At 60.2% G+C, this 23,295-nt stretch carries 21 protein-coding genes and 1 tRNA gene; 12 read left to right on the top strand and 10 right to left on the bottom strand.

Translation table 11 applies throughout. The annotated features are described in order from the left end of the window. Nucleotides 1-75: 75 nt before the first annotated feature. Together EXV95_RS09175 and EXV95_RS09170 are read left to right on the top strand one after the other, a co-directional pair. Nucleotides 76-597: a GNAT family N-acetyltransferase gene (locus EXV95_RS09175; RefSeq protein WP_055393295.1), complete on the top strand. Its 522-nt coding sequence runs from the start codon at nt 76-78 to the stop codon at nt 595-597. 204 nt (nt 598-801) lie between these two features. Continuing rightward, nucleotides 802-1,977, top strand: a complete 1,176-nt coding sequence (locus EXV95_RS09170) for a methyltransferase (RefSeq protein ID WP_176886591.1) — start codon at nt 802-804, stop codon at nt 1,975-1,977. 118 nt (nt 1,978-2,095) lie between these two features. Here the strand turns inward: EXV95_RS09170 and EXV95_RS09165 are convergent, their stop codons facing one another. Next, on the bottom strand, nt 2,096-2,647 hold the full coding sequence (locus EXV95_RS09165; protein WP_176886590.1) for a hypothetical protein: 552 nt from the start codon (nt 2,645-2,647) through the stop codon (nt 2,096-2,098). Between the two features lie 246 nt (nt 2,648-2,893). On the opposite strand from EXV95_RS09165, the gene EXV95_RS09160 reads away from it, so the two are divergent. Further along, nucleotides 2,894-3,856 carry a tRNA-dihydrouridine synthase gene (locus tag EXV95_RS09160; RefSeq protein WP_176886589.1) on the top strand — a complete coding sequence of 321 codons (963 nt, stop codon included), beginning with the start codon at nt 2,894-2,896 and terminating at the stop codon, nt 3,854-3,856. Between the two features lie 167 nt (nt 3,857-4,023). On the opposite strand, the gene EXV95_RS09155 is transcribed toward EXV95_RS09160, so the two are convergent. The 9 genes from EXV95_RS09155 to EXV95_RS09115 all read right to left on the bottom strand — a co-directional run bounded on the left by EXV95_RS09155 (nt 4,024) and on the right by EXV95_RS09115 (nt 15,947). Continuing rightward, nucleotides 4,024-5,943: a phospholipase D family protein gene (locus EXV95_RS09155; RefSeq protein WP_176886588.1), complete on the bottom strand. Its 1,920-nt coding sequence runs from the start codon at nt 5,941-5,943 to the stop codon at nt 4,024-4,026. Nucleotides 5,944-6,050: 107 nt separating this feature from the next. Further along, a complete protein-coding gene (locus EXV95_RS09150; protein WP_176886587.1) occupies nt 6,051-7,253 on the bottom strand; it encodes an ammonium transporter in 1,203 nt (400 codons plus the stop codon). 371 nt (nt 7,254-7,624) lie between these two features. After that, complete coding sequence (gene ribD, locus EXV95_RS09145) at nt 7,625-8,734, bottom strand: bifunctional diaminohydroxyphosphoribosylaminopyrimidine deaminase/5-amino-6-(5-phosphoribosylamino)uracil reductase RibD (RefSeq protein WP_176886586.1); 1,110 nt, start codon at nt 8,732-8,734, stop codon at nt 7,625-7,627. A 25-nt stretch (nt 8,735-8,759) separates the two neighbouring features. Next, entirely contained in the window at nt 8,760-9,179 is a 420-nt protein-coding gene (locus EXV95_RS09140; protein WP_176886585.1) for a type IV pilin protein, read from the bottom strand. A 29-nt stretch (nt 9,180-9,208) separates the two neighbouring features. After that, entirely contained in the window at nt 9,209-12,811 is a 3,603-nt protein-coding gene (locus EXV95_RS09135; protein ID WP_176886584.1) for a pilus assembly protein, read from the bottom strand. Between the two features lie 84 nt (nt 12,812-12,895). Then, nucleotides 12,896-13,711: a PilX N-terminal domain-containing pilus assembly protein gene (locus EXV95_RS09130; protein ID WP_255484970.1), complete on the bottom strand. Its 816-nt coding sequence runs from the start codon at nt 13,709-13,711 to the stop codon at nt 12,896-12,898. Nucleotides 13,712-13,729: 18 nt separating this feature from the next. Next, the gene (locus EXV95_RS09125; protein WP_176886583.1) at nt 13,730-14,623 is read right to left on the bottom strand and encodes a PilW family protein; all 894 of its coding nucleotides are present in this window, start codon (nt 14,621-14,623) and stop codon (nt 13,730-13,732) included. 47 nt (nt 14,624-14,670) lie between these two features. Further along, a complete protein-coding gene (gene pilV / locus EXV95_RS09120; protein WP_255484969.1) occupies nt 14,671-15,333 on the bottom strand; it encodes a type IV pilus modification protein PilV in 663 nt (220 codons plus the stop codon). Between the two features lie 5 nt (nt 15,334-15,338). Then, nucleotides 15,339-15,947, bottom strand: a complete 609-nt coding sequence (locus EXV95_RS09115) for a GspH/FimT family pseudopilin (protein WP_255484968.1) — start codon at nt 15,945-15,947, stop codon at nt 15,339-15,341. A 601-nt stretch (nt 15,948-16,548) separates the two neighbouring features. Here EXV95_RS09115 and rpsO point away from each other — a divergent pair. The 9 genes from rpsO to EXV95_RS09070 all read left to right on the top strand — a co-directional run bounded on the left by rpsO (nt 16,549) and on the right by EXV95_RS09070 (nt 23,275). Then, nucleotides 16,549-16,815 (top strand): 30S ribosomal protein S15, encoded by a 267-nt coding sequence (gene rpsO / locus EXV95_RS09110; RefSeq protein ID WP_005793232.1) that lies wholly within the window; start codon nt 16,549-16,551, stop codon nt 16,813-16,815. 207 nt (nt 16,816-17,022) lie between these two features. Continuing rightward, nucleotides 17,023-19,269 (top strand): polyribonucleotide nucleotidyltransferase, encoded by a 2,247-nt coding sequence (gene pnp, locus EXV95_RS09105; protein ID WP_055393218.1) that lies wholly within the window; start codon nt 17,023-17,025, stop codon nt 19,267-19,269. A gap of 98 nt (nt 19,270-19,367) precedes the next feature. Further along, nucleotides 19,368-20,354: an NAD(P)H-quinone oxidoreductase gene (locus EXV95_RS09100; RefSeq protein WP_176889004.1), complete on the top strand. Its 987-nt coding sequence runs from the start codon at nt 19,368-19,370 to the stop codon at nt 20,352-20,354. A gap of 2 nt (nt 20,355-20,356) precedes the next feature. Continuing rightward, nucleotides 20,357-21,106: a triose-phosphate isomerase gene (tpiA, locus tag EXV95_RS09095; RefSeq protein WP_055393221.1), complete on the top strand. Its 750-nt coding sequence runs from the start codon at nt 20,357-20,359 to the stop codon at nt 21,104-21,106. A 39-nt stretch (nt 21,107-21,145) separates the two neighbouring features. After that, nucleotides 21,146-21,520 (top strand): preprotein translocase subunit SecG, encoded by a 375-nt coding sequence (gene secG / locus EXV95_RS09090; RefSeq protein ID WP_055393223.1) that lies wholly within the window; start codon nt 21,146-21,148, stop codon nt 21,518-21,520. Between the two features lie 114 nt (nt 21,521-21,634). Next, nucleotides 21,635-21,719 (top strand) — tRNA-Leu (locus EXV95_RS09085). Between the two features lie 73 nt (nt 21,720-21,792). Next, nucleotides 21,793-22,152 carry an NADH-quinone oxidoreductase subunit A gene (locus EXV95_RS09080; protein ID WP_055393226.1) on the top strand — a complete coding sequence of 120 codons (360 nt, stop codon included), beginning with the start codon at nt 21,793-21,795 and terminating at the stop codon, nt 22,150-22,152. A gap of 24 nt (nt 22,153-22,176) precedes the next feature. Next, the gene (locus tag EXV95_RS09075) at nt 22,177-22,656 is read left to right on the top strand and encodes an NADH-quinone oxidoreductase subunit B family protein (protein WP_007849129.1); all 480 of its coding nucleotides are present in this window, start codon (nt 22,177-22,179) and stop codon (nt 22,654-22,656) included. A 10-nt stretch (nt 22,657-22,666) separates the two neighbouring features. After that, a complete protein-coding gene (locus EXV95_RS09070; protein WP_055393297.1) occupies nt 22,667-23,275 on the top strand; it encodes an NADH-quinone oxidoreductase subunit C in 609 nt (202 codons plus the stop codon). The last annotated feature ends 20 nt before the right edge of the window (nt 23,276-23,295 follow it).

Here is a 23,295-nt window from a genome sequence, read left to right as displayed (position 1 = left end):
CAGGGGGAAAAACCGTTTGCGGCGACAATGCCGGTCCTTTCGTTTTTTCTTTCCCTGTTTTCGTTCGGTTTTTTCATGTCCAGTATCCAGGTTCGTCCCGCCACGCTTCGCGATGCCAAAGCCATTGCCCAGATCCATACCGTCTCAGCCCAAGAGGTCTACAAAGGGCTGGTGCCAGACGAGCAGTTGAAATCCATGTCGGTCGAAAAACGCCAGGCTTACTGGCGCGAGGCCATTGAATATTGCGAGCCCCAGGTCCAGGTGGCCGTGGACGGCGAGAAGATCGTCGGTTTTGTCGGCTACGACCGCTCGCGCGATGAAAAATCCCGCCCCACCACTGGTGAAATCTGGGCCATCTACGCCGCACCTACCCACTGGAACCAAGGCGTGGGTCTGGCTCTGTGGGATGCTGCCCGCGACGGCCTGCAGGAAGAAGGTTGCACCAACGTTACGGCTTGGGTGCCGCTGCGCAACGAGCGCGCCATCCGGTTCCACGAACTGGCGGGCTTCAAGCGCGAACTCTCCACCGCCAAGACGGCTGTGGTGGGGGGCGTCAAGATCGAAGAAGTGCGTCTGAAGCGCCCCATCAACGCGTAGGATGAACAACAACCCCCTGAGCGACTTCGTCGCTTCCCTCTTCTCTCGCGCTTTGCGCGGGAAGGGGGACGCCGCCAGCGCGGCGGGGCGGCCCTTGCGCGGCGGGGCGGCCCTTGCGCGGCGGCCTAGGCAGGGGCCGCGCCAGTTTCACGGGCTGCTGTTAACGCCCGAAGCAATAGCAATCTGATGCCCACACTTCTTCCTATGATCGAATGGAGCCGCCAGGGCCAGATTCAACAAGCCCAGTGGCGCTCCGAGAGTGGTGCCCCGGCCCCGCGCCGGGTTGTCACCGCCGACGATACCTTGGCCGCCGACACGGCCTACCGCATGGCCTGTGAAGGCACGGGTCTGCTGTGGCAGGGCGACTTCCAGAACGCCCGCATGCTGCTGCAGGCGCTGATGCGCCGGGCCGATGCCAAGTCCGGCAAGGCGGGCAAATCGGCCAAACCCCGCAAGTCCGCCGCCAAGGCCGCCGAAAAAGCTGCTGCCGCCACCCCCGCCGAAGCCTTTCATCTGCACCGCCAGGCGCAGGCGCAGCGCGCGCGGGTGCTGGCGTCGGTGCTCATCCCGCTCGAAGGCGACTACACCATTGACCTGCGCCGCGCGCCCGATTGGCGCCAGGCCTGTACCGAAGCCTGGGGCCCGGCCACGGGCGAGCGCTCGGTGGCCACGCTGCGTGAGTTGCTGGGCCTGGTGGGCGCGCACGAATGGCGCAAAAAGGGGGTAGAAGTGCCAGCGCTTGGCGCTCCACCGCTCAACCGCATCCACCCGCACTACGGCGTGTTCTCGCCCGTGCGCGGCGAATACGTGGGCCTGGTGGCCGACACGGCACTGCCTAGCAAGACATTGGCCTTTGACATTGGTGTGGGCACGGGGGTGCTGTCTGCCGTGCTGGCACGCCGTGGGGTGCAGCGCGTGGTGGCCACCGACCAGGACCCGCGCGCCCTGGCCTGCGCGCGGGAGAACCTGCAGCGCCTCGGTGTCATGCCACAGGTTGAGCTGCTGCAGGCCGACCTGTTTCCGCCCGGCCGCGCGCCCCTGGTGGTGTGCAACCCCCCGTGGGTGCCCGCACGGGCCAGTTCGCCCATTGAGCACGCGGTGTACGACGAAGGCAGTCGCATGCTCAAAGGCTTTCTGGCGGGTTTGTCCGACCATCTGGAGCCTGGCGGCGAGGGCTGGCTGATCCTGTCGGACTTGGCCGAACACCTGGGCCTGCGCCCACGCGCGCAACTGCTCGAATGGATTGCCGATGGGGGGCTGGTGGTGCGTGGCCGGCACGATGTGAAGCCGCACCATGCCAAGGCGGCCGATGCGGGGGATGCCCTGCACGCTGCCCGCGCGGCGGAGGTCACATCGTTGTGGCGGCTGGCTGCGGCCTGACCACGGAGTCATTTTCACAGGACCTACGCAAATCGGGATGCAACAGCCGCCTCGCCATGGGGTGAACCGCTTGCCTGAACCCCGCTTTGCGCAAGTCATGTTTCAAAAAACCTACCCCTCAAGCCAGTGCTGAGGGTTGGGTCGAGTCAAACGGCTCGGAGGCCGAAGGCGCAGAAGGCAGCAACTGCTCGAACCTTTCGCGCAGGCTGGCAGCACGTTCGGCCCCCGCGGTCATCGCTACTTCTTCAAACATGGCTTCGCCCACGTCCAGCATGCTCGCGCGGTCCTTGGCGGCGCGCAACGCCTCGCGAAACTGCTGCGCCAGCACGGGGTCGCGGCGCACAAACAGACGCTCGCAGGTGTCGAACAGGTACATGCGTGCACCGGCCAGCGAGCGCAGGGCATCGCCGGGCTCCGGGCGCTGGATGGATGGCTTGTTGTGTGCAGCGGTTTGCGCGACGGAGGGCGGCGGTAGCTCGGCCGGGCCGGCCAGGTAACCCTGGCGCATGAGGTTGTCGACAATCTGCGCGCCGATGCCGTTGTACATGGCCTGCAGGTCGGACAGCGGTTTGCCATCCACCAAGAGCAGCAGAGAACGCTCCCGCAGGCTCAGGGTGCGTACGCCGGGCAAGAGTTCCAGGCGGGCTTTTTCGGTTTTTTGTAGCAGCATGGGGTTCTCCATTCACGGGTGAATGGCGGTGATTGCAGCAAGCCGCCATGACGCTGTGATGACCTCGCTGCCGCACAATGGCGGGCTGCCCCTGGTCGTAGCATGGCTGCAAAAGCAGTATTTGCTATATATTTAATAGCTGCTTGCGCTTATCCATCAAGCGCTAGGGCCCTTTTTGATTCATATTTTGGCTGTGTGCGGGCTGCGCTCTGTGCTGGGGTGCTGGGCCCGGTGGCCTTTCTCGCGATGACCTTGCTGCTTGCCCCCATGGAGGGGCTCCTGGATTTTGTGCTGCGTGATGTGCTGACCCGCGTGGGCGGAGTGGACCGCTGCGTCTCGGAGTTCATCCGCATCACCGGCACGCTGCTGCCGGACAAGGTGTTTCTGCGCTACGTGCCGGAGTTGCACAACGGCAGCCGCACGCTGGCCGGTGTGCCGGTGCGTGCGCAGCTGCTGGGCTCTGATCCCGTCTGCATGGCTGAGAACGCCGCACGCCTGGCGGCCCTGGGGCCCGAGGGGATCGACCTGAACTTTGGTTGCCCGGCCAAGGTTGTCAACCGCCACGGCGGGGGCGCGGCGCTGCTGCAGGAGCCCGAACGCATCGCCACCGTGGTGGCCGCTGTGCGCCGCGCCGTGCCTCTGCACCTGCCCGTGTCTGCCAAGATGCGCCTGGGCTTCAACGACACCGGTCTGATGCGCGAATGTGCGCAGGCCATGCAGGCGGGCGGCGCTGCTGAGCTGGTGGTGCATGCCCGCACCAAGGCCGACGGCTACCGGCCCCCAGCGTATTGGGAGCACATCCCCACCATCCGCGCGGCGGTCGGCATCCCCGTGGTGGCCAATGGCGAGATCTGGACCGTGGCCGACGCGCAGCGCTGCCGCGAAGTGTCGGGCTGCGATGCGCTGATGCTCGGGCGCGGCATGGTGGCTGACCCCGGCCTGGCCCGGGCCATCCGCGCGTCGGATGCGGGGCAGCCCGGCGCGGACACGGTGGCCTGGGCCGACCTGCTGCCGCACCTGGCGGCCTTCTGGCAACTGGTGTGTGACGACTTGGAACCGCGCCAGCGGGCGGGGCGGCTCAAACAATGGCTCAACCTCCTGCGCAGGCGCTTCCCGGAGGCTGAGGTGGCCTACCAGCACGTGCGCACGATGACGGACCAGCGTGCGATCACCGCGTGGGTGGATGCATTGCAGCCAGCCGAGGGTTGATCTAGGGCTGTCCTGCATAACCCTCGCGAGTCAGTGGTAGTGCGGATCGGGATGGGCCGCAAGGCGCCTTTTTGCAGCCAATAGCCCAGCTATTGGCAAGAAAAGCAACGCAGCGGACCGCCCGAGACCGCGCTATCACCGACCGCAGGGAGTTATGCAGGCCATCCCTAGAGCAGGTGATCAGGCGCCAGCGGGCCCAGCAGTTGCAGCATCAGCCGCAGTGGCGCGCTGGCATCGGGTTCGGTGGTGGCATCTGGCAGGCCGCTGCCCTCAGGGGCATGCCACACCAGTTGGCCGCCATCGCGCAATTGCACATGCCAAGCGGCTTCGCGCAATGCCGTTTCGATCTGCGTGGTGGCGCGGCGTGACAGGTCGCTGCTGCGGATCAGCAGCGCGATCTCCGTGTTCTGGCGCTGCGAGCGGATGTCCAGGTTCATCGAACCCACCACCAGCAGGCGGCCGTCCATGATCAGAATCTTGGAGTGCAGCATGGCGCGCGAGCTGCCTACGGAACTGGCCGCACCGCTGATCCCATCACGCCCTCCAGTGCTGCCCGTGGAGCCCAGTGCCCCGCGCAGCACGCCCGTGAGCTCGCTGCGCATTTCGTACAGCTCGACGCCCATGGCCAGCAGATCGGGCCGGTGGCGCGCATAGCCTGCGTGGGCAATGGGTGCATCGTTGGAGGCCAGCGAGTTGGTGAGCACCCGCACCCGAACGCCCCGCGCGCGTGCGGCTGCAAAGGCCTGCTTCATGTCGGGCCCTGGCACGAAGTAGGGCGAAATGATGAGCAGATCGCGCCGCGCCTGTCCCATGAGGTGCAGCAGCCCATCCACCACGGTATCGGTCTGGGCATCAAGAGTTGCAGGGTCGGGGGTCGACACTGCTGCAGGGGCCGATGGGATGCCGTGGGTGGTATTGGACGCTGACGATTCGGGGGGGGCAGCAGCCCCGGCAGCAACGGTCAGGGCTTCGGTGGGGGGCTTGGCGGGCGCACGCGCAGCGCCCCGCGACACGACGGCCAGGGGGGTGGCCCGGGACGGGGGCTTTTCAGGCAGTGCGGCGAGGGAGGTGCCATCGGGCGGAATCTTGGCTGGCTTGTCCACCAGCACCGCCGCAGGGGCCCAGGTGAACTGCGCTTGCGCCAGGTCCATGGGCTGGTAGTCCCAGATGCGCGCACGCTGGGCGGCGGTGGTGCGCCGGCCGTCTTGCACGGGCTGGCTGTCCGGTGCCAGGGCGCCACCCTGGCCTGCGATACGCTCGCGCTGCACGGCATCCGAGTTGCGCATGCGCTCACGAAGGGTGTCCAGCTCCTCCCGCGTGACCAGCGATTGCACGGGGTAGGCGCGCTCGTTGTTCCAATAGCTGTCGAAGCTGCGGGAGAGATCCTGCACCACAGGCCCTGCGGCCAGCACGTCCAGGTCCACAAAATTGCCGGAGTCAGCATTGCCGAAATAGGCGTCCCCCAGGTTGCGGCCCCCGGTGACGCCCATGGCGTTGTCGGCGATGAAGAGCTTGTTGTGCATGCGCTGCTGCACCCGCGAGAAGTCGCTGAGCGCGCTGAACATGCGCCCCAGCGGCGAGCCCCGTGCCCCTGTGAGCGGGTTGAACATGCGCATCTCGATGTTGGGTACAAAGGCCAGGCGCATCACCTGCGCATCCCGGCCCACGCTGTGAAAATCGTCCAGCAGCACCCGCACCCGCACGCCGCGCCGGGCTGCGGCCACCACGCTGAGCAGCAGGCGCTCGGTGCTGGCGTCGGCATGGATGGCGTAGTACTGCAGGTCCAGCGTTTTCTGCGCGGCATCCACCAGCGCCAGGCGGCTGCTGTACGCCGCCTGTGGTCCGCTGAGCAGCAGAAACCCCGAGGGGTGGCGGCCGCCTGCCGATGCCCGGCGCTCCTCGACGAGTTGGCCCAGGAGTGTCCCTGCGGGGGAGGCCAGAGCGCTCGACACCGGCCGCTCCACATCCTTGGGCAGGCCAGCGCAGCCGCTGGTTGTGCCTGCGATGGTGAGGGCCAAAAGCGCCAGCCAGCCGTAGCGGGCGGTGGTGCCCAGAAACGCTGGAATGGCAGGGGTCGATAAAAGCATGGCGCGATTGTGACCGTGTGGCGGTGGCCGCGCTTGTCAGACGCGGCGCCAACTCCGCCACAGTGGCTGCCCAGGCTGGCAGCTGCCTCCTCAGCGTCTTACCGGGTTTACCAGCTCACTTCGCGGTCTGGCGTGGCGCTGATCTTGTGGATCGTCAGGTCAGCCCCGTCAAATTCCTCTTCTTGCGTGAGCCGCAGGCCCACCGTGCTCTTGAGAATGCCATACACCACCAGGCCACCCACCAGCGCCCAGGCCACGCCCAGGGCGCTGCCAATCAACTGGGCCGAGAAGCTCACACCACCGAGCCCGCCCAACGCCTTGCTGCCGAAAATGCCTGCAGCCAGCCCGCCCCATGTGCCGCACAGGCCATGCAACGGCCACACGCCGAGCACGTCATCGATCTTCCAGCGGTTCTGGGTGAGCGTGAACATCACCACAAAGATTGCTCCTGCCACGGCACCCACCACCAGCGCTCCCAGCGGGTGCATCAGATCGGAGCCCGCGCACACAGCCACCAGCCCGGCCAGCGGGCCGTTGTGCACAAAGCCCGGGTCGTTCTTGCCCAGCACCAACGCCGCCAACGTGCCTCCCACCATGGCCATCAGCGAGTTCACGGCCACCAGGCCGGAGAGCTTGTCCACGGTTTGCGCGCTCATCACATTGAAGCCGAACCATCCCACCACCAGTACCCAGGCGCCCAGCGCCAAAAACGGGATGTTGGAAGGCGGGTGGGCAGAGATGGCCCCGTCCTTGCGGTAGCGGTTGGCGCGCGAGCCCAGCAGGATCACGGCCGGCAGGGCGATCCACCCGCCCATGGCATGCACGACGATGGAGCCCGCAAAGTCGTGGAACTCTTCGCCCGTCAGTCCCTTGATCCAGGCCTGCACCCCAAAGTGCTGGTTCCAGGCAACGCCTTCAAAGAACGGATACACAAACCCCACAATGACCGCCGTGGCCATCAGCTGGGGCCAGAACTTGGCCCGCTCCGCGATCCCGCCCGACACAATCGCCGGAATGGCAGCCGCAAAAGTGAGCAAGAAGAAGAACTTGACCAATGCGTAGCCGTTCTGCTGCGCCAGCGATTCCGCACTCACAAAGAAATGCGTGCCATAGGCCACGCTGTAACCCACCACATAATACACCACGGTGGACACCGAAAAGTCCACCAGGATCTTGACCAGCGCGTTCACCTGGTTCTTTTTGCGAACCGTGCCCAGTTCCAGAAAGGCAAACCCTGCATGCATGGCCAGCACCATGATGGCCCCCAGAAGAATGAACAGGGCATCAGTGCCCTGTTTGAGTGCTTCCATAACGTCCTCGCGCGATTGGTTGATCTGTTCTGGTGCGTTTTGAGCCTGGCTACCAGATTTGCACCAACTTGAAGCAAAAATCGCGCCAAGGAATGGTGCGTTGTTTTGCACTGTTTTGGTGTGATGCGGAGGGGTAGGGGGCAATGGGATTTGCCGGGACAGGTGGTTGAGCTGGGTGACGGTAGCTATCTGGCATATCTTGGTGCTGCGCAGATGAGGGCCTATGGCGCGATGGTGCAGAGCATTGTCTTGCAGGCATTCCAACTGGGATACGCTGTGAGAGTCCACCTGCTGCTGTTCTGCCTCGCCCCACCCGTTTGTCTTTCACCATCCGCACTGCGAAGCCCGTGCCTGCGGGAAGGGTGGAGGTGTTAGAAACTGTCGCGCCCCTGCACCCGTGCCACAACACGCAAGTCCGCGCCCAAGGTCTCTACGGACTTGAATTCCAGCGCCAGCCCATCGGCCAAGGCCGTCAGCGGGCCAAAGTCTGCAATCCCCCGTCCCGCACCCAAAAGCCGTGGTGCCAGGTACAGCAACAGCTCATCGACCAGGCCTTCTCGGACCAGAGAGCCATTGAGCTTGTGCCCAGCCTCTACATGCAGCTCGTTGATGCCCCGTTGGCCCAGGTCCTGGAGCATTGCCGAAAGATCGACCTTGCCGTTCGCATTGGGCAGGTGGATCACCGTAGCCCCACAGGCTTGCAAAGCTGTCTTCTTGGTTTCGTTGTCGGAGGCTGTGTAGACATAACAATCGCGCCCTTTCATCAGCAGATTGGCGTCGGTCGGCAACTGCAACTGGCTGTCCACCACCACCACATGGGGCTGGCGTGGCGTGGGAATTTCGCGGACGTCTAGCCGGGGGTTGTCATCCAGCACGGTGCCAATGCCCGTCAATACAGCACACGCCCTGGCCCTCCACGCGTGTCCATCCGCCCGCGCAGCGCGGGACGTGATCCACTGGCTGGCGCCATTGTTCAGGGCGGTGGTGCCATCCAGCGAGCTTGCAACTTTCAGCCGTACCCAGGGGGTACCCCGGATCATGCGGCTGAAAAAACCAATGTTGAGTTCTCGGGATTCTTCAGCCCCAGGGCCGACCACCACCTCCACCCCTGCCGCACGCAGCCGGTCAAACCCGCGCCCGCCTACCAGGGGGTTGGGGTCTGCCAACGAAGCAACCACTTTGGCAATGCCAGCCTGGATCAGCGCATCACAGCAAGGTCCCGTTCGCCCCTGGTGGGAGCAGGGCTCCAGGGTGACATAGGCCGTAGCGCCCAGGGTGTCCAGTCCCCTATCCTTGGCATCACGCAGCGCCATGACTTCAGCGTGCGGGCCGCCAGCGCGCTGCGTCGAGCCTTGGCCTATGACCTCGCCACCGGGAGAAACAAGGACGCAACCAACACGCGGGTTGGGGTTGGAAACAAAAAGCGCTTGGGTTGCGAGCCCAAGCGCTTGGTGGGTGTGGGATGGCGCTAAATCAATCATGGCGCCCGGGATAGTAGCTCAGAGGCTATTTGTTCCAGCATTCTGCCGCAGTGATACCGGTCAGATTGATTGCGTCACGCATACCTGTGCTGGTGAGAGTGAAGTCTCCGCACCGATCTGTTGCTTGAGGGCCAGGTGCTCGGCGGGTTGCAATCAAGGTGTAGGCTGAGTTGGTATTTCCTGCTTGAAAACTAATCGTGTATCGCTTGGTGGTGTCCCCAACCCACGTAAGGTGTGCCGGCAGTACGACTGGATATGTTCCAGTGGCTGTTGACGCACGCTCGAGCCATTGCTGTGCTTGTAACAGTCCGGCACGGGCGTCTGCACGGTGCCCACGACGAATGTACTCATTGTAGCTAGGCATGGCTATGGCTGTGAGAATGCCAATAATGGCCACCACAACCATGATCTCGACGAGCGTAAAGCCACGGTGTTGTCGTTTCATATAAAAACTACTCCTGATGGAGATTGAGCTTAGCGCAGTTGCCGCCAGCTTGGGCGCATGCTCTGCTCTGGGAACGTTGCGTTGTCCTCGCCGTCTTCGGTGCCGTCGGCCTTTTTGCCACTGATACGAATTTTGTCTCCGCGTTGAATCATTGTGTGCGAGCCTGCGGCCACTGACATGCGGGAAGCTCCCATGTCAGAGGTTAGGTTGTACTTACCATCCCCATTGGTGTCCATGATCTGCACGCTCGGGCGTTTGCCGTCCATGATGTTGATCAGAGTCCAATACTGACGTTCCTTTTCCACAGAGCCCGCTTCGCAAGTCTCCACACTGTTGTCCACCAGTGAGCCTTTGGCGGGGATTTGAGAGAACACCGACAGCATGTTGCTGCTGTCATAAAACTCCATAGGCTTGAGCAGGCGTTCGCGTGTTTCAGGCAGATCCATGTACCAACCCTTGTTGGTGGTCCAGTCCAACGCCGTAGTTGCATCGATAGTCCAGAACTGACGACCATCGCGCGTAAAGACGGATGTAGTGGGAATCTGGCGCTGTACCAAACTCGCCTGGGTTACAGGTGTTGGTAGGTCGTCGGTGGATTTCACCAGCTCCTCACACGCTGTGTCTGAAGTGGAAGCGCAGACTGCTACGCGATCCTTTTTAGCCCCAGTCAGCTTGTAACTCGTGTTGTCTAGCACAGAGTAAAGTGTTTGTTTGTTGGCATTCTGTGGGTCGTCGGTAGCGATGTTGCGTCCGGTTCCAAAAGCCACCATCATGCCGCCCACGGCTACAGTCTTCTTTTTGCCGCCTCCATCGTCAATTTCTTTCTTGCGATCATTGGCGCGCACTGTAGGCACTGCTGTGATGGACTGCGCCAGGGTACGAGAGTTGGGCGAGCCCTCTGTTCCTCCCTTGGCGGTAAACAGCGGCACCCCGTTGGTGGTGTGGTTGGTGGTGCTATCGGCCAGGCTGCCCCAGCGTGCTACGCCCCATTTGCTCTCGTCCCTGTCCGCTATGAGAAACTTCCATACATTGCCTTTCAGGTCGCCCGCATAGATCACATCAGGACGGCCATCACTGTTGATGTCTACCAAGCGCGGGGCAGATAGACCGTTGTCGGTCGTGTTGGTGTGGCTGCCCGTTGCTGTTGTGCCCGTTGCGACCAGCCGCAACAACTCCTTGCCACCGTCCAGGTATTGCACTAGCAGCACGGGCCGTTCGCTCTTGCTGTTGTAGCCATTGCCCATCACCGCAGCCCAGCGATCATTGTTCATGCGCACAATTTGCGTGGTGCGCTGTGGGTTGTTCTCGTCAAGCACAGGTTTGGCGAAGATGTGACCCATGTCGGCTGCTGCCAAACAAGCCTCTTTATTCGCCGCAGGGGTGATGGCTGTGTCTTCGCAAGCTGCGACGGTCGCCACGGATTCGCTCGCATGGCGCGTTTTGTCCATCACCACAATCTGTTGGGCATTGGCTTCTGTAAAGTCGCCTGGGGCTGGTGCTGTAGTGCCTGGGTTCGTAACGTTCAGCACAAAGTAGCCCTTGCCGCCCGCTCCCAGGGTGCCCACCAGCAGGGTGCGCCAATCCGGAGCGTAAATGCCGTAGTCGGGGTCGCTAGGGTCTTTGCCCCCGTTGACATCCACATCGCCACTCATGGCGGAACCATCCACATAATAGCGATGATTGTCGTTGTAGTCGGTATCTGCCAAACGCCCCAATACAGGGATCACCCCTTTGGGCACATAAGCCAACTTTTCAGTACCGTCTACCCCTGAAAAGCCATGCAGCATGCCGTCGTTCCCACCAACGTAGATCATTGGCAGACGGGTTTTGTGTGCCCGAGTGAAGGCCGCGTAACCCTTCCATGCATAGTTGCTTGATGGCGCTCCGATATACCATACTTCCGAGTTAACGATATCGCCCTGGCGTGATTTTCTTTCTCTGAATGGTTTGGTGGCGGTGTAGTTGGGAGGCATAGCCGTGCCCTCTTTGGTGCGATCACCGCGGATATAGTTAAGCCGATCTTGTCCGAGCGTATCGCTACTACCGTCCTTCTTGAGATTTAGGAGGTTCTTCTGTGCTGTACTGAGATTGCTTTCGTCGGCTGCCCATCGGAAAGGAATACCTCCCTTTTCCTGACTAGTCGCCAGATTAGTTTGGGTGCTATAGCTCAGAATCAGGCGGCTACTAACGCTGAATCCTGCTTCGTCAAGAAGTTCTGCCGTGTTTTTTCCAGCCCAGCCGGGCGTAGGAACCGTAGTTCCGTCCGGCTTCACTGTTTCGGCAGTGACATAACCTCTCCAAGCTTCTGCTGGTATATAGTTGGCAATATATTTGGCAACATCATTCCGTGAGGCATTGCTTCCGCTGGTGGCCGTGGACCCTCGATCAGGTTCAGTGGCCGTACTGATGTCGCCGATGATCAGGCGAAATGCTTTGGCCAGATCCTCACCCTTCTCTACAGAGAAAAAACGACCTCGGCCATTGATTGCGGTGTGCCACATGTCGTGGCCCCTGTCCCTACTCTGGGCTTTCCATGAGTAGGTACCATTTGCGTATTCAGCAAAACTTCCGTCAAAGTCGTACGGCAGCAAGGAGGAAGGCGCGGTAATTGTTCCCTGATCAGTGCCTGCATTGTTGTAGTTTCTCTTGGGAGCCGCATCGGTACTAAAACCAATGGTGTAGGTGACCATGTGTGGCCAGGTGGCAGGGTTGTAGCGTGGATTCCAATATTTATTCAGTGTGGCAGTGGAGTTGGTCACCCTGTTCTTAAAGGTTTCTGTAGTTGGAGCGGTGTTGTAATCAGATCGTGGCGTGACAGAGCCTGTCAGGCCACTGGTTTGCAGCGGGTCCGACCAGCTTTTGAATGCCCAGTCGGCAATGGTTGTATAGTTTTCGGTGTCGCGATAAACCCGGGTGTCAGTATTCGCACTGTTGTACTGCGTGTTATCACCTGCAAAAGTGATATTTTGGTTGTCATAGTTGCGCGGCGTTGTTTGCCGCTCTGTGCCATTCCAGCCACCATCGGTCAACAAAATGTGGAAGTTACGCCGGCATCCAAGATATGGCGTGCTGGTTGTTCCCGGTGCAGAAGCCCATGGGCCATTTTGGTGCAAAGTGGCGCGCATATACTGGTCCGCGCGTTGCACCATATCGTGAGTAGGTGTGTTGGTGCAGGCCGTGTAATTGTTCATGTACGAGAGGAAATTCGACCGGTGTGTCGTATCCAGCTTTCGCATGACATTTTTGTTGGTAGCTGTAGTAGCCGTGGCTGCTGCAGCATTCAAATTGGGTGCCCAAGCCACGCCTCCCACTTTTGTACAGTTGCCCATGGTTTGCCAGGCAAACCGGATTTTCCCGTCAGGCAGTAAGCTGGTGTCGCTGAAAACCTCTAGCAACGATTCCTTAAGTACCTGCGTGCGGGTCTTTGTATTCCCAATCATGTCCTTGGCGTTCATACTCGTCGAATCGTCGAGCGAGATGATGATGTTGGGTGCCACATAGGGCTCCTTGGTGCCAGGCGGGGACTGGGCAAAATCCAACGCCCAACTGGCGTGTGGCGCCAACGCCGCGCCAACGGCCATGGCAATCAGGTTCTTTTTGAAATATCTATGGTTGCGAACGGCTTGGGGCATGGTGTGCTCCTGATCGAATGGAGGTAAGTTAAGCTTTAGTGCTTTTGCATCAAGCGACAAAAACTATCATTTTTGAACTTGCAGCTAGTTCTTGACCTTCTGGCGGGCGTAGGTCTGTTGCAGCACGGCCATCGTTACCGGGACGTCGACCCCTGCTTGGCGTCTTACTTTGCGTCCATAGGCTATAGCGGTAATGCGGTATACGACATTGGGTCGCATATTCAGTGGCAAATGATTTGGACCTCCGGAAATCAAAGCGCCTTTATCTGAATCCGATATGTAGGGCAAAACCTCAATCCAGTACCAGCCGCCCCGGTTGTTGGCTGACTGGTCTCTCAAAATAGGATTGCCTTTGGGCTCGTTGGGGTCGGAGCTCAGTTGCGCACCACTGTATTGGCCGTAGCGCGCACCCACTGTATCGACGGTCATTTCAGCCAGCGTGAAGTCAACTAGGGGGTCTGCTTTGTCGCTGGCGTTATTCCAGAAATCCTGACGCCCTGTCCGCTTCAGGCAAAGTCCATTCATGCAGCGAGGCCCGGTGGTGATGTTTTCTAGATCGGCCAACAATACGGCCGCCTCGGATGTTTCTAAGGGAACTTGCGCAACGTTAGATCTTCCTCCGCGACACGCTGTAGGTGTTGGAATGCGGCAGTCGCTACCGTCCGCCTTTTCTCCGCGGATGTCGAGTTCGGCATCCTGTATCAGTGCCTGTGCAGCCTCAAAAGCGCGCTGGTAATCGGCATCGTTCCCAACCACCATTTCGCTAAACATGGAGGTGCGCGATGCCCATAGTGCTAGCAGCATCGAAAGCATCACAAAAACAATAACAACAAACAGTGCTACACCTCTTTGGCGTTGCGGCTGTCGTGAGTAGTAATGGGGGAAGGGCATGCGTTGCATGGCAATACTGTGGGTGGGTTAGCCTGACAGCCCTTGGCTGCGCAGTTGGTAGACGTTCCGGAACACCATGTGCACCCGCTGGTTTCGGGGTTCTGCCAATGTGATCAGGTCCACTGGCGTGGCGCCGTCGCAGTCTGTGTAGGTGCTTCCTGCAGGAAGATTCAATTTCTCACTGCCGTAAAGTACCAGGCAGACTTCCACAGCAAACACCTGGGCCCAGCCCGGGGTGCCGGGAGCGCCTACGGTAGCCGCATTGACATAACGCAGGTTGGGGTTGCCTGTGCCTGCGGCCGTTTGCATCAGGTAACGAACCTGGAAGTTGGCTACGTTCCTAATAATCGGCTGAGGTGCACCGGTGCCAGCGCAACGCAATTCGTTCGTTGCTGCATTCAACACAAACTGGCTTCGAAGCAGGGTGGAGGTGCCCTCTTCACCCAGGCAGTCGCGCAAAACGGATTCAGGCGCCGGGGGCGCACTAGGATCCTTGCGTAGATAAACGTTTTCTTTGTAGTTGCGATAACCTGTGGTCAATTTGTATTCGCTGGCTCCGGGGGAGTCCAGCCCGCTCAGCGTATCTGACGACAAGGTGAATGAGCTGGTGCCGTCGGTGTAGTCAGTCTCAAACGCCACTGCCTCGCCTGCTAGCACTGGAGTGTTGTCATCCAGTTGGGCCGCCGATAACTTGAGCTTGATGGACCCAGACTGCCGCAGCTGTGAGCCAATGACGCGAAAGGCGTAGGAGGCTTGCTGCTGAAGGTCGCTGACATCACCCACACTGCTAGTGACGCCGCGCGACACCATGAGCGCACCCATCGCCACGGCGATCGTGAGCAGGCCAATTGTGATGCCAACCAGCAGCTCAAGCAGCGTCACGCCGCGCTGAGTGTTGGGCCTTAAAGTGGAGTATTTCATGCCGGGCTTGCCTGATAGAAAAATGAAGCGAGTAGAGTCAGACGATGTCAGGACTGCGGCCCTGGGCAGAAATACTTCACAGTGAAGTCGGCAAAGTAAGGGGCGCAACGGCTACCGACAGGTATGTATTGGAGGTGGCAGGTGTACCTGGGTGTAGATGTGGGGCTGGCGTTGCAGAGAGGTGCCCCCGCATCGCCCCCCAGATTGTTTGCCGTTGTCAGTAAATCTGCGAGATACGCGTTGTCTGTGCTGCGCTCGTTTTCGCGCCATCGGATCATCACGCCCAATTGGCGGCGGCTACCGGCTACGGTTTCGGCTGGCGCAAAAAAAACGGCGGCATCACCCAATGGGAGGCTTCGCTCCAGTGTGCGTTTCCATTCGCGCAAGTCATAAGCCGCAAACTCTGCGTGTGTGCACTCGGTGGCGCCCTGGCAGAGCTTGGCGGCTTGCGGGGTGGGGGCGGGACCGGCGCGCCAGCCGACGGCATAGCTGTCAATATTCCCCAGTGCATTGGGATGGGTTTTCATGCGCTCGCTCAGATCCTCAATCAGGCGAATGGCTTGTGCGCGGTAGGCGCTCGTTTGGGTGTCGCTGAGGGTTCGCATCTGCATACCCAGAACGCCAACGATGCCCAGTGCTGCAACTACTATGGCGGCAAGGGATTCGATAAGCGTGATACCGCGCTGCTGACGTGGGGCGATGTGTGGCATGGGGTTTAGCCGGCTGTGCATGGCAGTTCTTCGGATTTGATGGTTCTGATTCGTCCCCCAGAACTTACGCAAAGGCCGCGAGCAGCCAGATCAGAAATGTTTTTATTGTGGGGAACTAGGCTGAAGCCGACGAAGGGGCCTGTGATCCGGCCCCAACGATCAAATTGCATACTTGCAGAATTGGCTGTGCGCGTAACCTGAGTGTTCCGTGGGGCAGTAAATCTCTGTAAAACTTCTTCGCCTGCGTCGAAAACTCCGTTGCTATTCGTGTCTACAAAAACGAACCAACCGCAATCCCAATCAGCATTACCTGGAGCAAGTGTGCAGCCGTCAGTGCCTGTAGGGTTCTTGCGGATTGAGACGGTACTCGCTCGCTTGATAGCTTCCGCGCGTGCATAGTAGATGCTGGATTCCAGGCCTTTAAGTGCCTGCTGTACGCGCCAGCGCTCAATGATTGGATTAAAGCTGGGTAGTGCCAGTGCGGCCAGAATGGCCACTATCAAAACGACCACCATCAACTCAACGATAGTGAACCCACGGTTGGCCCGTGAGTAGCTTGTGCTGAGGTTGCGCCACAGGAAGCGAGCGCGATAAGAGGTTTGCATTTGCTGCATGGCGAAATACTATTTGGATTTTTCTGATACCGTTCGTCTGCACTTGATGAGTGGCATTGACTTGGCGATGAGCGGCGTCTGACGGGAGAACTACCGCGTGTAACCCCTGCATGCCCCAGCGTTGTGCATGCCTTTGCATTCGCGATACATCCTTCGATCGCGCTCGGCAGGTGTTTCTTCAGAGGCACTTCGTTGGTGGGTTACTTTGGTCACACCTTTTTTCTTCGTAGAACTGCTGGTCGTGGCAATTTGGTTGTTTTGGGTGCTTTTGGCCCAAGTGATTTCGGGGCTGGCCAGCAAGCAGAAGGCCATTGCGACAGGAGCTGTGGAGAGAGCAATGTGTTGCCGGGAGAGTCGGAAAAGTCTGCGCGCTCTGTTTGCATAGGCTTGCGTCATTGGAGGCTTTCTGTGTTGCTGGGTGATTGTGGTGTTGGGTGCGAGTGTTCTAGATCGTGTCTTGCTTGGCAAGGTCCAATTGCTACCGGGGCTATAATCACTAGGTTTTGCATGGTGCAAGACGCACGCCTGCAGCCGTTCCAGCCGCTGGCGCAAGTAAAAACCACGGCCCAGCTTCCTTTGCGGGCCTTATCAAGGAAAAATAATGATCGCATCCTCCATCAAGGCCGAAGTCGTCAAGGCGAACGCCCGTGCTGCCAATGACACTGGTAGCCCAGAAGTGCAGGTGGCCCTGCTGACCGCCCGCATCAACGAACTGACCCCTCACTTCAAGACGCATGCCAAGGACCACCATGGTCGCCGTGGCCTGCTGCGCATGGTGAGCCGTCGTCGCAAGCTGCTGGACTACCTGAAGGCCAAGGACGCTGACCGTTACACCGCGCTGATCGCCAAGCTGGGTCTGCGCAAGTAATTGCAATCGCATGCGAAAACGCCTGGGTTAGTCCGCTAGCTCAGGCGTTTTTTACTTCGGAGTCGCAAAACAGAGCGAAGCTGTGTCATTCCAATGAAGTTGCCGCCATGGGTTGGTGTGCAGGTTCCCTGGAATGGCATCGTGTTCTGAATTGCTCTCCAAGCCAATCTGGTAGCGCGCTACCAGCTATTAAAACAGGAGCTGAACATGAGCATTTTCAACAAAGTCACCAAGACCTTCCAATGGGGTGACAAGACCGTCATCATGGAAACGGGTGAGATCGCCCGCCAAGCGTCCGGCGCTGTGCTGGTGAACATTGATGACACCGTGGTGCTGGCCACCGTGGTGGCATCCAAGGGTGCCAAGCCAGGACAGGACTTCTTCCCCCTGACGGTGGACTACATAGAGAAGACCTACGCTGCAGGCAAGATCCCCGGCAGCTTCTTCAAGCGCGAAGCCAAGCCCAGCGAGCACGAAACCCTGACCAGCCGTCTGATCGACCGTCCGATCCGCCCGCTGTTCCCCGAAGGTTTCTTCAACGAAGTGCATGTGGTCATCCACACGGTGTCGTTGAACCCCGAAGTGGACGCTGACATCGCAGCCCTCATCGCTACCAGTGCAGCCCTGGCCATTTCTGGCATCCCGTTCAACGGCCCCATCGGCGCCGCACGCGTGGGCTACATCAACGGCGAATACGTGCTCAACCCTGGTCAGACTGCGCGCAAGAACTCGCAGATGGATCTGGTGGTGGCGGGTACAGAGGCCGCCGTGCTGATGGTGGAATCCGAAGCACAGCAACTGTCCGAAGAAATCATGCTCGGCGCCGTGGTGTTTGGCCACGAGCAAGGCAATGTGGCCATCAACGCCATCCACGAACTGGTGCGCGATGCTGGCAAGCCTGTATGGCAGTGGGAAGCCCCTGCCAAGGACGAAACCCTGATCGCCAAGGTGGTGGCCCTGGCCGACGACAAGCTGCGCGCAGCCTACCAGATCCGCAACAAGCAAGCCCGCACGCAGGCTTGCCGTGAAGCTTATGCGGCCGTGATGGCAGCCTTGAAGGCTGAAGGCGTTGAATTCGACGCTGTCAAGGTTGAAGGCATGCTGTTCGATATCGAAGCCGGCATCGTTCGCAGCCAGATCCTGGCTGGTGAGCCCCGCATTGATGGCCGCGACACGCGCACCGTGCGCCCTATCGAAATCCGTGGCAGCGTACTGCCTCGCGCCCATGGCTCGTCGCTCTTCACGCGTGGCGAAACCCAGGCGCTGGTGGTGACCACGCTGGGCACCGAGCGCGACGCTCAGCGCATTGATGCGCTGGCTGGCGAGTATGAAGACCGCTTCATGATGCACTACAACATGCCTCCCTTTGCCACCGGCGAAGTGGGCCGCATGGGTTCGACCAAGCGCCGCGAAATCGGCCACGGCCGTCTGGCCAAGCGCGCTCTGATTGCCGTGTTGCCGACGAAGGAAGAATTCCCCTACACCATGCGCGTGGTGTCCGAAATCACCGAATCCAACGGCTCGTCGTCGATGGCCTCGGTCTGCGGTGGCTGCCTGTCGCTGATGGACGCGGGCGTTCCGATGAAGGCGCATGTGGCGGGTATCGCCATGGGCCTGATCAAGGATGCCAACCGTTTTGCCGTGTTGACCGACATTCTGGGTGATGAAGATCATCTGGGTGACATGGACTTCAAGGTGGCGGGCACCACGGCCGGTATTACCGCGCTGCAGATGGACATCAAGATCCAAGGCATCACCAAGGAAATCATGCAGGTCGCCCTGGCCCAGGCCAAGGAAGCGCGCATGCACATCCTGGGCAAGATGCAAGAGGCCATGGGTGAAGCCAAGACCGAAGTGTCGAACTTCGCGCCCAAGCTGTACACCATGAAGATCAACCCCGAGAAGATCCGTGACGTGATCGGCAAGGGCGGCGCGGTGATCCGTGCGCTGACCGAAGAAACCGGCTGCCAGATCAACATCGAGGAAGACGGCACCATCACCATCGCCGCCACTGACGCAGCCAAGGCCGATGAGGCCAAGAAGCGGATTGAGCAGATCACGGCCGAAGTCGAAATTGGCAAGATCTACGAAGGCCCTGTGACCAAGATCCTGGACTTCGGCGCACTGATTAATTTGCTGCCAGGCAAGGACGGCCTGCTGCACATCAGCCAGATTGCCCACGAGCGCGTTGAGCGCGTGGGTGACTATCTGACCGAAGGCCAGATCGTGAAGGTCAAGGTCATGGAAACCGACGAGAAGGGCCGCGTCAAGCTGTCGATGAAGGTGCTGGCCGATCGTCCTGCCGGCGGCAGCGACCGTCCTGCTCCAGCAGAGCGCGGCGACCGCGAACCACGCCGTGACCATGGTCGTGACGGGGGCCGTCAGCCAGCGGATCAGCAGCAACAGCAACAGTCCTTGCCTTCGGACGGCGGTTCCGGGCAGATCGTTGGCTGATTGGGTTGTTTGCTATTGATTTTGTAGCTGCTTGCGCTTGTGAATAAAGCGCTGGCGGCCAAAATCACTCAAAAATTAACCGTCCCATGAATCGCAATATGCGTGCTGTCGAGATCACTTCCTTTGGCGGGCCCGAGGTATTGCGCCTGGGTGAACGCCCCGTGCCGCAGCCGGGTGTCGGTGAGCTGCTGATCCGTGTGGCTGCCAGCGGTATCAATCGCCCCGATGTGCTTCAGCGGATGGGGCACTATGCCCCTCCGTCCGGCACGTCTGACCTGCCGGGCCTGGAAGTCGCGGGAGTGGTGGAGTCGGGGGATGCTGCAGCCATGGCCGAGGCGGTTATCCGGGTGGGTGACCGCGTTTGTGCGCTGGTGGTGGGCGGTGGTTATGCCCAATGGTGCGTGGCGCCTGTGGTGCAGTGCCTGCCGGTGCCTGATGGCTTTAGCGATGTCGAGGCTGCATCACTGCCCGAGACGTTCTTCACCGTGTGGAGCAATGTGTTCGACCGGGGGCACCTGCAGGCGGGTGAGAGCCTGCTGGTGCAAGGCGGTACCAGTGGTATTGGTGTGACAGCTGTTCAATTGGCGCGGGCCTTTGGTGCAACGGTCATTGCAACTGCGGGTAGCGACGAAAAGTGTGCGGCATGCCTGCAGCTGGGGGCCCACGAGGCCATCAACTACAAGACGCAGGATTTTGTGGCAGAAGCCAATCGCATTACGCAGGGCAAAGGCGTGGATGTGGTGCTGGACATGGTGGCAGGTGACTACGTGGCGCGCGAGGTGCAGTGCCTGGCTGAGGACGGCCGCATTGTCATCATTGCGGTGCAGGGTGGCATCAAGAGCGACTTCAATGCGGGTTTGGTGCTGCGCCGCCGGCTGACCATTACTGGCTCCACCTTGCGTCCGCGTTCTGTGGCATTCAAGGGGGCGATTGCGCGCGCATTGCGCGAGCATGTGTGGCCTCTGCTGGTGGCGGGGCGTGTGCGGCCCGTCATTCACAGCACATTTGCGGCGACAGAGGCTGCTAAGGCCCACGCGCTGATGGAGTCAAATCAGCACATTGGCAAGATTGTTTTGACGTGGTGATCATGAAAAACAAGAGAAAACTCATCGCAGGCAACTGGAAGATGAACGGCAGTCTGGCTGCCAACGATGCTTTGCTGAAAGGCATCTTGGCGGGGCTGGCTGACGCGGTTTGTGACGTGGCCGTTGCGGTGCCGGCGCCCTATCTGGCGCAGGTGCAGGCTGCTGCGTTGGGTTCTTTGGTGGCTGTGGCTGCCCAGGATGTATCGCAGCACGAAGCAGGTGCCTATACCGGAGAGGTGTCGGCCGCCATGTTGAAAGACTTTGGTGTGCGGTACGCGCTCGTGGGGCATTCAGAGCGCCGCCAATACCATGGTGAAACCGATGTGGTGGTCGCCGAGAAAGCGCAACGCGCACTGGCGGCAGGTATCACGCCTATCGTCTGCGTGGGCGAGACTCTTCAGGAGCGCGAAGCTGGGCAGACCGAGGTTGTGGTCAAGCGCCAACTGGCGGCGGTGATCCACCTCAATGGTCACTGCATCAGCGAAGTGGTGGTGGCTTACGAACCGGTCTGGGCCATTGGCACGGGCCGCACGGCGTCGCCCGAGCAGGCGCAGGCAGTGCATGCAGTGCTGCGGGCACAGCTGTCTGCGGCCAGCGAGCATGCGGATCGAATCCGCCTGCTGTACGGCGGCAGCATGAATGCGGCCAATGCCGCCCAGTTGCTTTCCCAGCCGGATATCGATGGTGGCCTTGTTGGCGGTGCCTCGCTGAAAGCGCCCGATTTCCTTCAAATCATTGCGGCCGCCCGTTGAGGCTGCCCTTCAAACTATTCAATCAGGAGTGAACAGAGAATGAACGTGATCGTGAATGTGGTGTTGGCTGTGCAGATGCTGACGGCCTTGGGGATGATTGGCCTGATCCTGATCCAGCATGGCAAGGGCGCCGATATGGGTGCAGCGTTTGGCAGTGGCAGTTCCGGAAGCCTGTTTGGTGCCAGCGGTAGCGCCAACTTCTTGTCGCGCACTACGGCGGTGCTGGCTGCGGTGTTTTTTGTGGCAACGCTGGCACTGGCCTATTTCGGCAATGCGCGTCCTGCCAGTTCGGGTAGCGTGCTGGAAAATCCCGCTGCTGCAGTGCCTGCAGGTGCGCCTTCGTTGTCGGCTTCGGATGCTGCTGTGGCTCCTGCCGTGCCCGCCTCGGGTGCAGCGCAGATCCCCACCAAATAATCTGCACTAAATTGGGCTTCGTAAGCCGAAGCAGGGTTTTTCCGGAGTAGAATTCCGGATTGTCTGGAAAGCCAAAACCGCAAGGTTCCTCATGCCATCCAGATGCAAAAATCAGCCGTCGTGGTGAAATTGGTAGACACGCTATCTTGAGGGGGTAGTGGCGAAAGCTGTGCGAGTTCGAGTCTCGCCGACGGCACCAAAACAAAGGCCTGCCTGCATGACCCGGCTCGGGTCCTGACGGGCAAGGCCACAGCGGTGAGCACATCCTCAAGATGAACCTCGATCAGTACCTCCCCGTCCTTTTGTTCATCTTGGTCGGCATCGCCGTAGGCGTTGTCCCCCTTGTACTCGGCTACATACTGGGCCCCAACCGCCCGGATGCCGCGAAGAACTCTCCCTACGAATGTGGCTTTGAAGCCTTCGAGGATGCGCGCATGAAGTTTGATGTGCGCTACTACCTTGTGGCCATTCTCTTCATTCTGTTCGATCTCGAAATTGCATTCCTCTTCCCGTGGGCGGTGACGCTGCATGAGGTGGGGATCGCTGGTTTCGTGGCGGTCGTTATTTTCCTGGCCATTCTGGTTGTGGGTTTTGCCTACGAGTGGAAAAAGGGTGCCCTGGATTGGGAATGAGCGAGCCTCAACAAGGATGATGCAATGATTGAAGGCGTGATGAAGGAAGGCTTTATCACCACGAGTTACGACTCGGTGGTGAATTGGGCCAAGACCGGCTCTCTGTGGCCGATGACATTCGGCTTGGCTTGCTGTGCCGTCGAAATGATGCATGCTGCGGCGGCACGTTACGACATCGGTCGTTTTGGGGCGGAGGTGTTCCGCGCGAGCCCGCGCCAGTCTGACCTCATGATTGTGGCCGGCACGCTGTGCAACAAGATGGCGCCTGCGTTGCGCAAGGTGTACGACCAGATGTCCGAGCCGCGTTGGGTGTTGTCGATGGGCTCGTGTGCGAACGGCGGCGGTTACTACCACTACAGCTACTCCGTGGTGCGTGGTTGCGATCGCATTGTTCCGGTGGATGTCTACGTGCCAGGTTGCCCGCCCACGGCGGAGGCTTTGATCTACGGGATCATCCAGCTGCAGCAAAAGATTCGCCGTACCAACACCATTGCTCGTGTCTGAAGGGTTGATGATGACCGCTGTTGCCATTCGGCCTGAAAAACTCAAAGACAATATTGCCGCCGCCCTGGGGGCGATGGTGCGTCAGATCACGGTGGCGTTGGATGAGGTCACCTTGGTTGTTGATGCGGCTGATTACCTCGAATCCATGCGCGTGTTGCGTGACGCTGAAGGTTGCCGCTTTGAGCAACTGATCGATTTGTGTGGTGTGGACTATTCGGCATATGCTGATGCCGTGCGTGAAGGAGCCCGCTACTGCGTGGTCTCGCACCTGTTGTCCGTCAGTCTGAATCAGCGTGTACGGGTCAAGGTGTTCTGCGCCGATGATGATTTTCCGGTGGTGGCCTCGGTCTCCGACCTGTGGAACTCCGCCAACTGGTACGAGCGCGAAGCGTTTGATCTGTTCGGCATTGTGTTCGACGGCCACAACGACCTGCGCCGCATCCTGACCGACTACGGCTTCATTGGCCATCCCTTCCGCAAAGACTTTCCGCTGTCTGGTCATGTTGAGATGCGCTACGACGCAGAGCTGCGCCGGGTGGTTTACGAACCCGTGTCGATCGAGCCGCGGGAGATCACGCCGCGCATCATCCGCGAAGACAAGTACGGAGGCCTGCACTAAGGCGCCCGCGCCCCATGTGA

It is taken from the genome of Acidovorax sp. JMULE5, assembly GCF_013376875.1.
Taxonomy (GTDB): Bacteria; Pseudomonadota; Gammaproteobacteria; order Burkholderiales; family Burkholderiaceae_C; genus Acidovorax; species Acidovorax facilis.
Note: the sequence above shows the minus strand (reverse complement) of the source record. Positions and strands in the feature narration are given on the sequence as shown.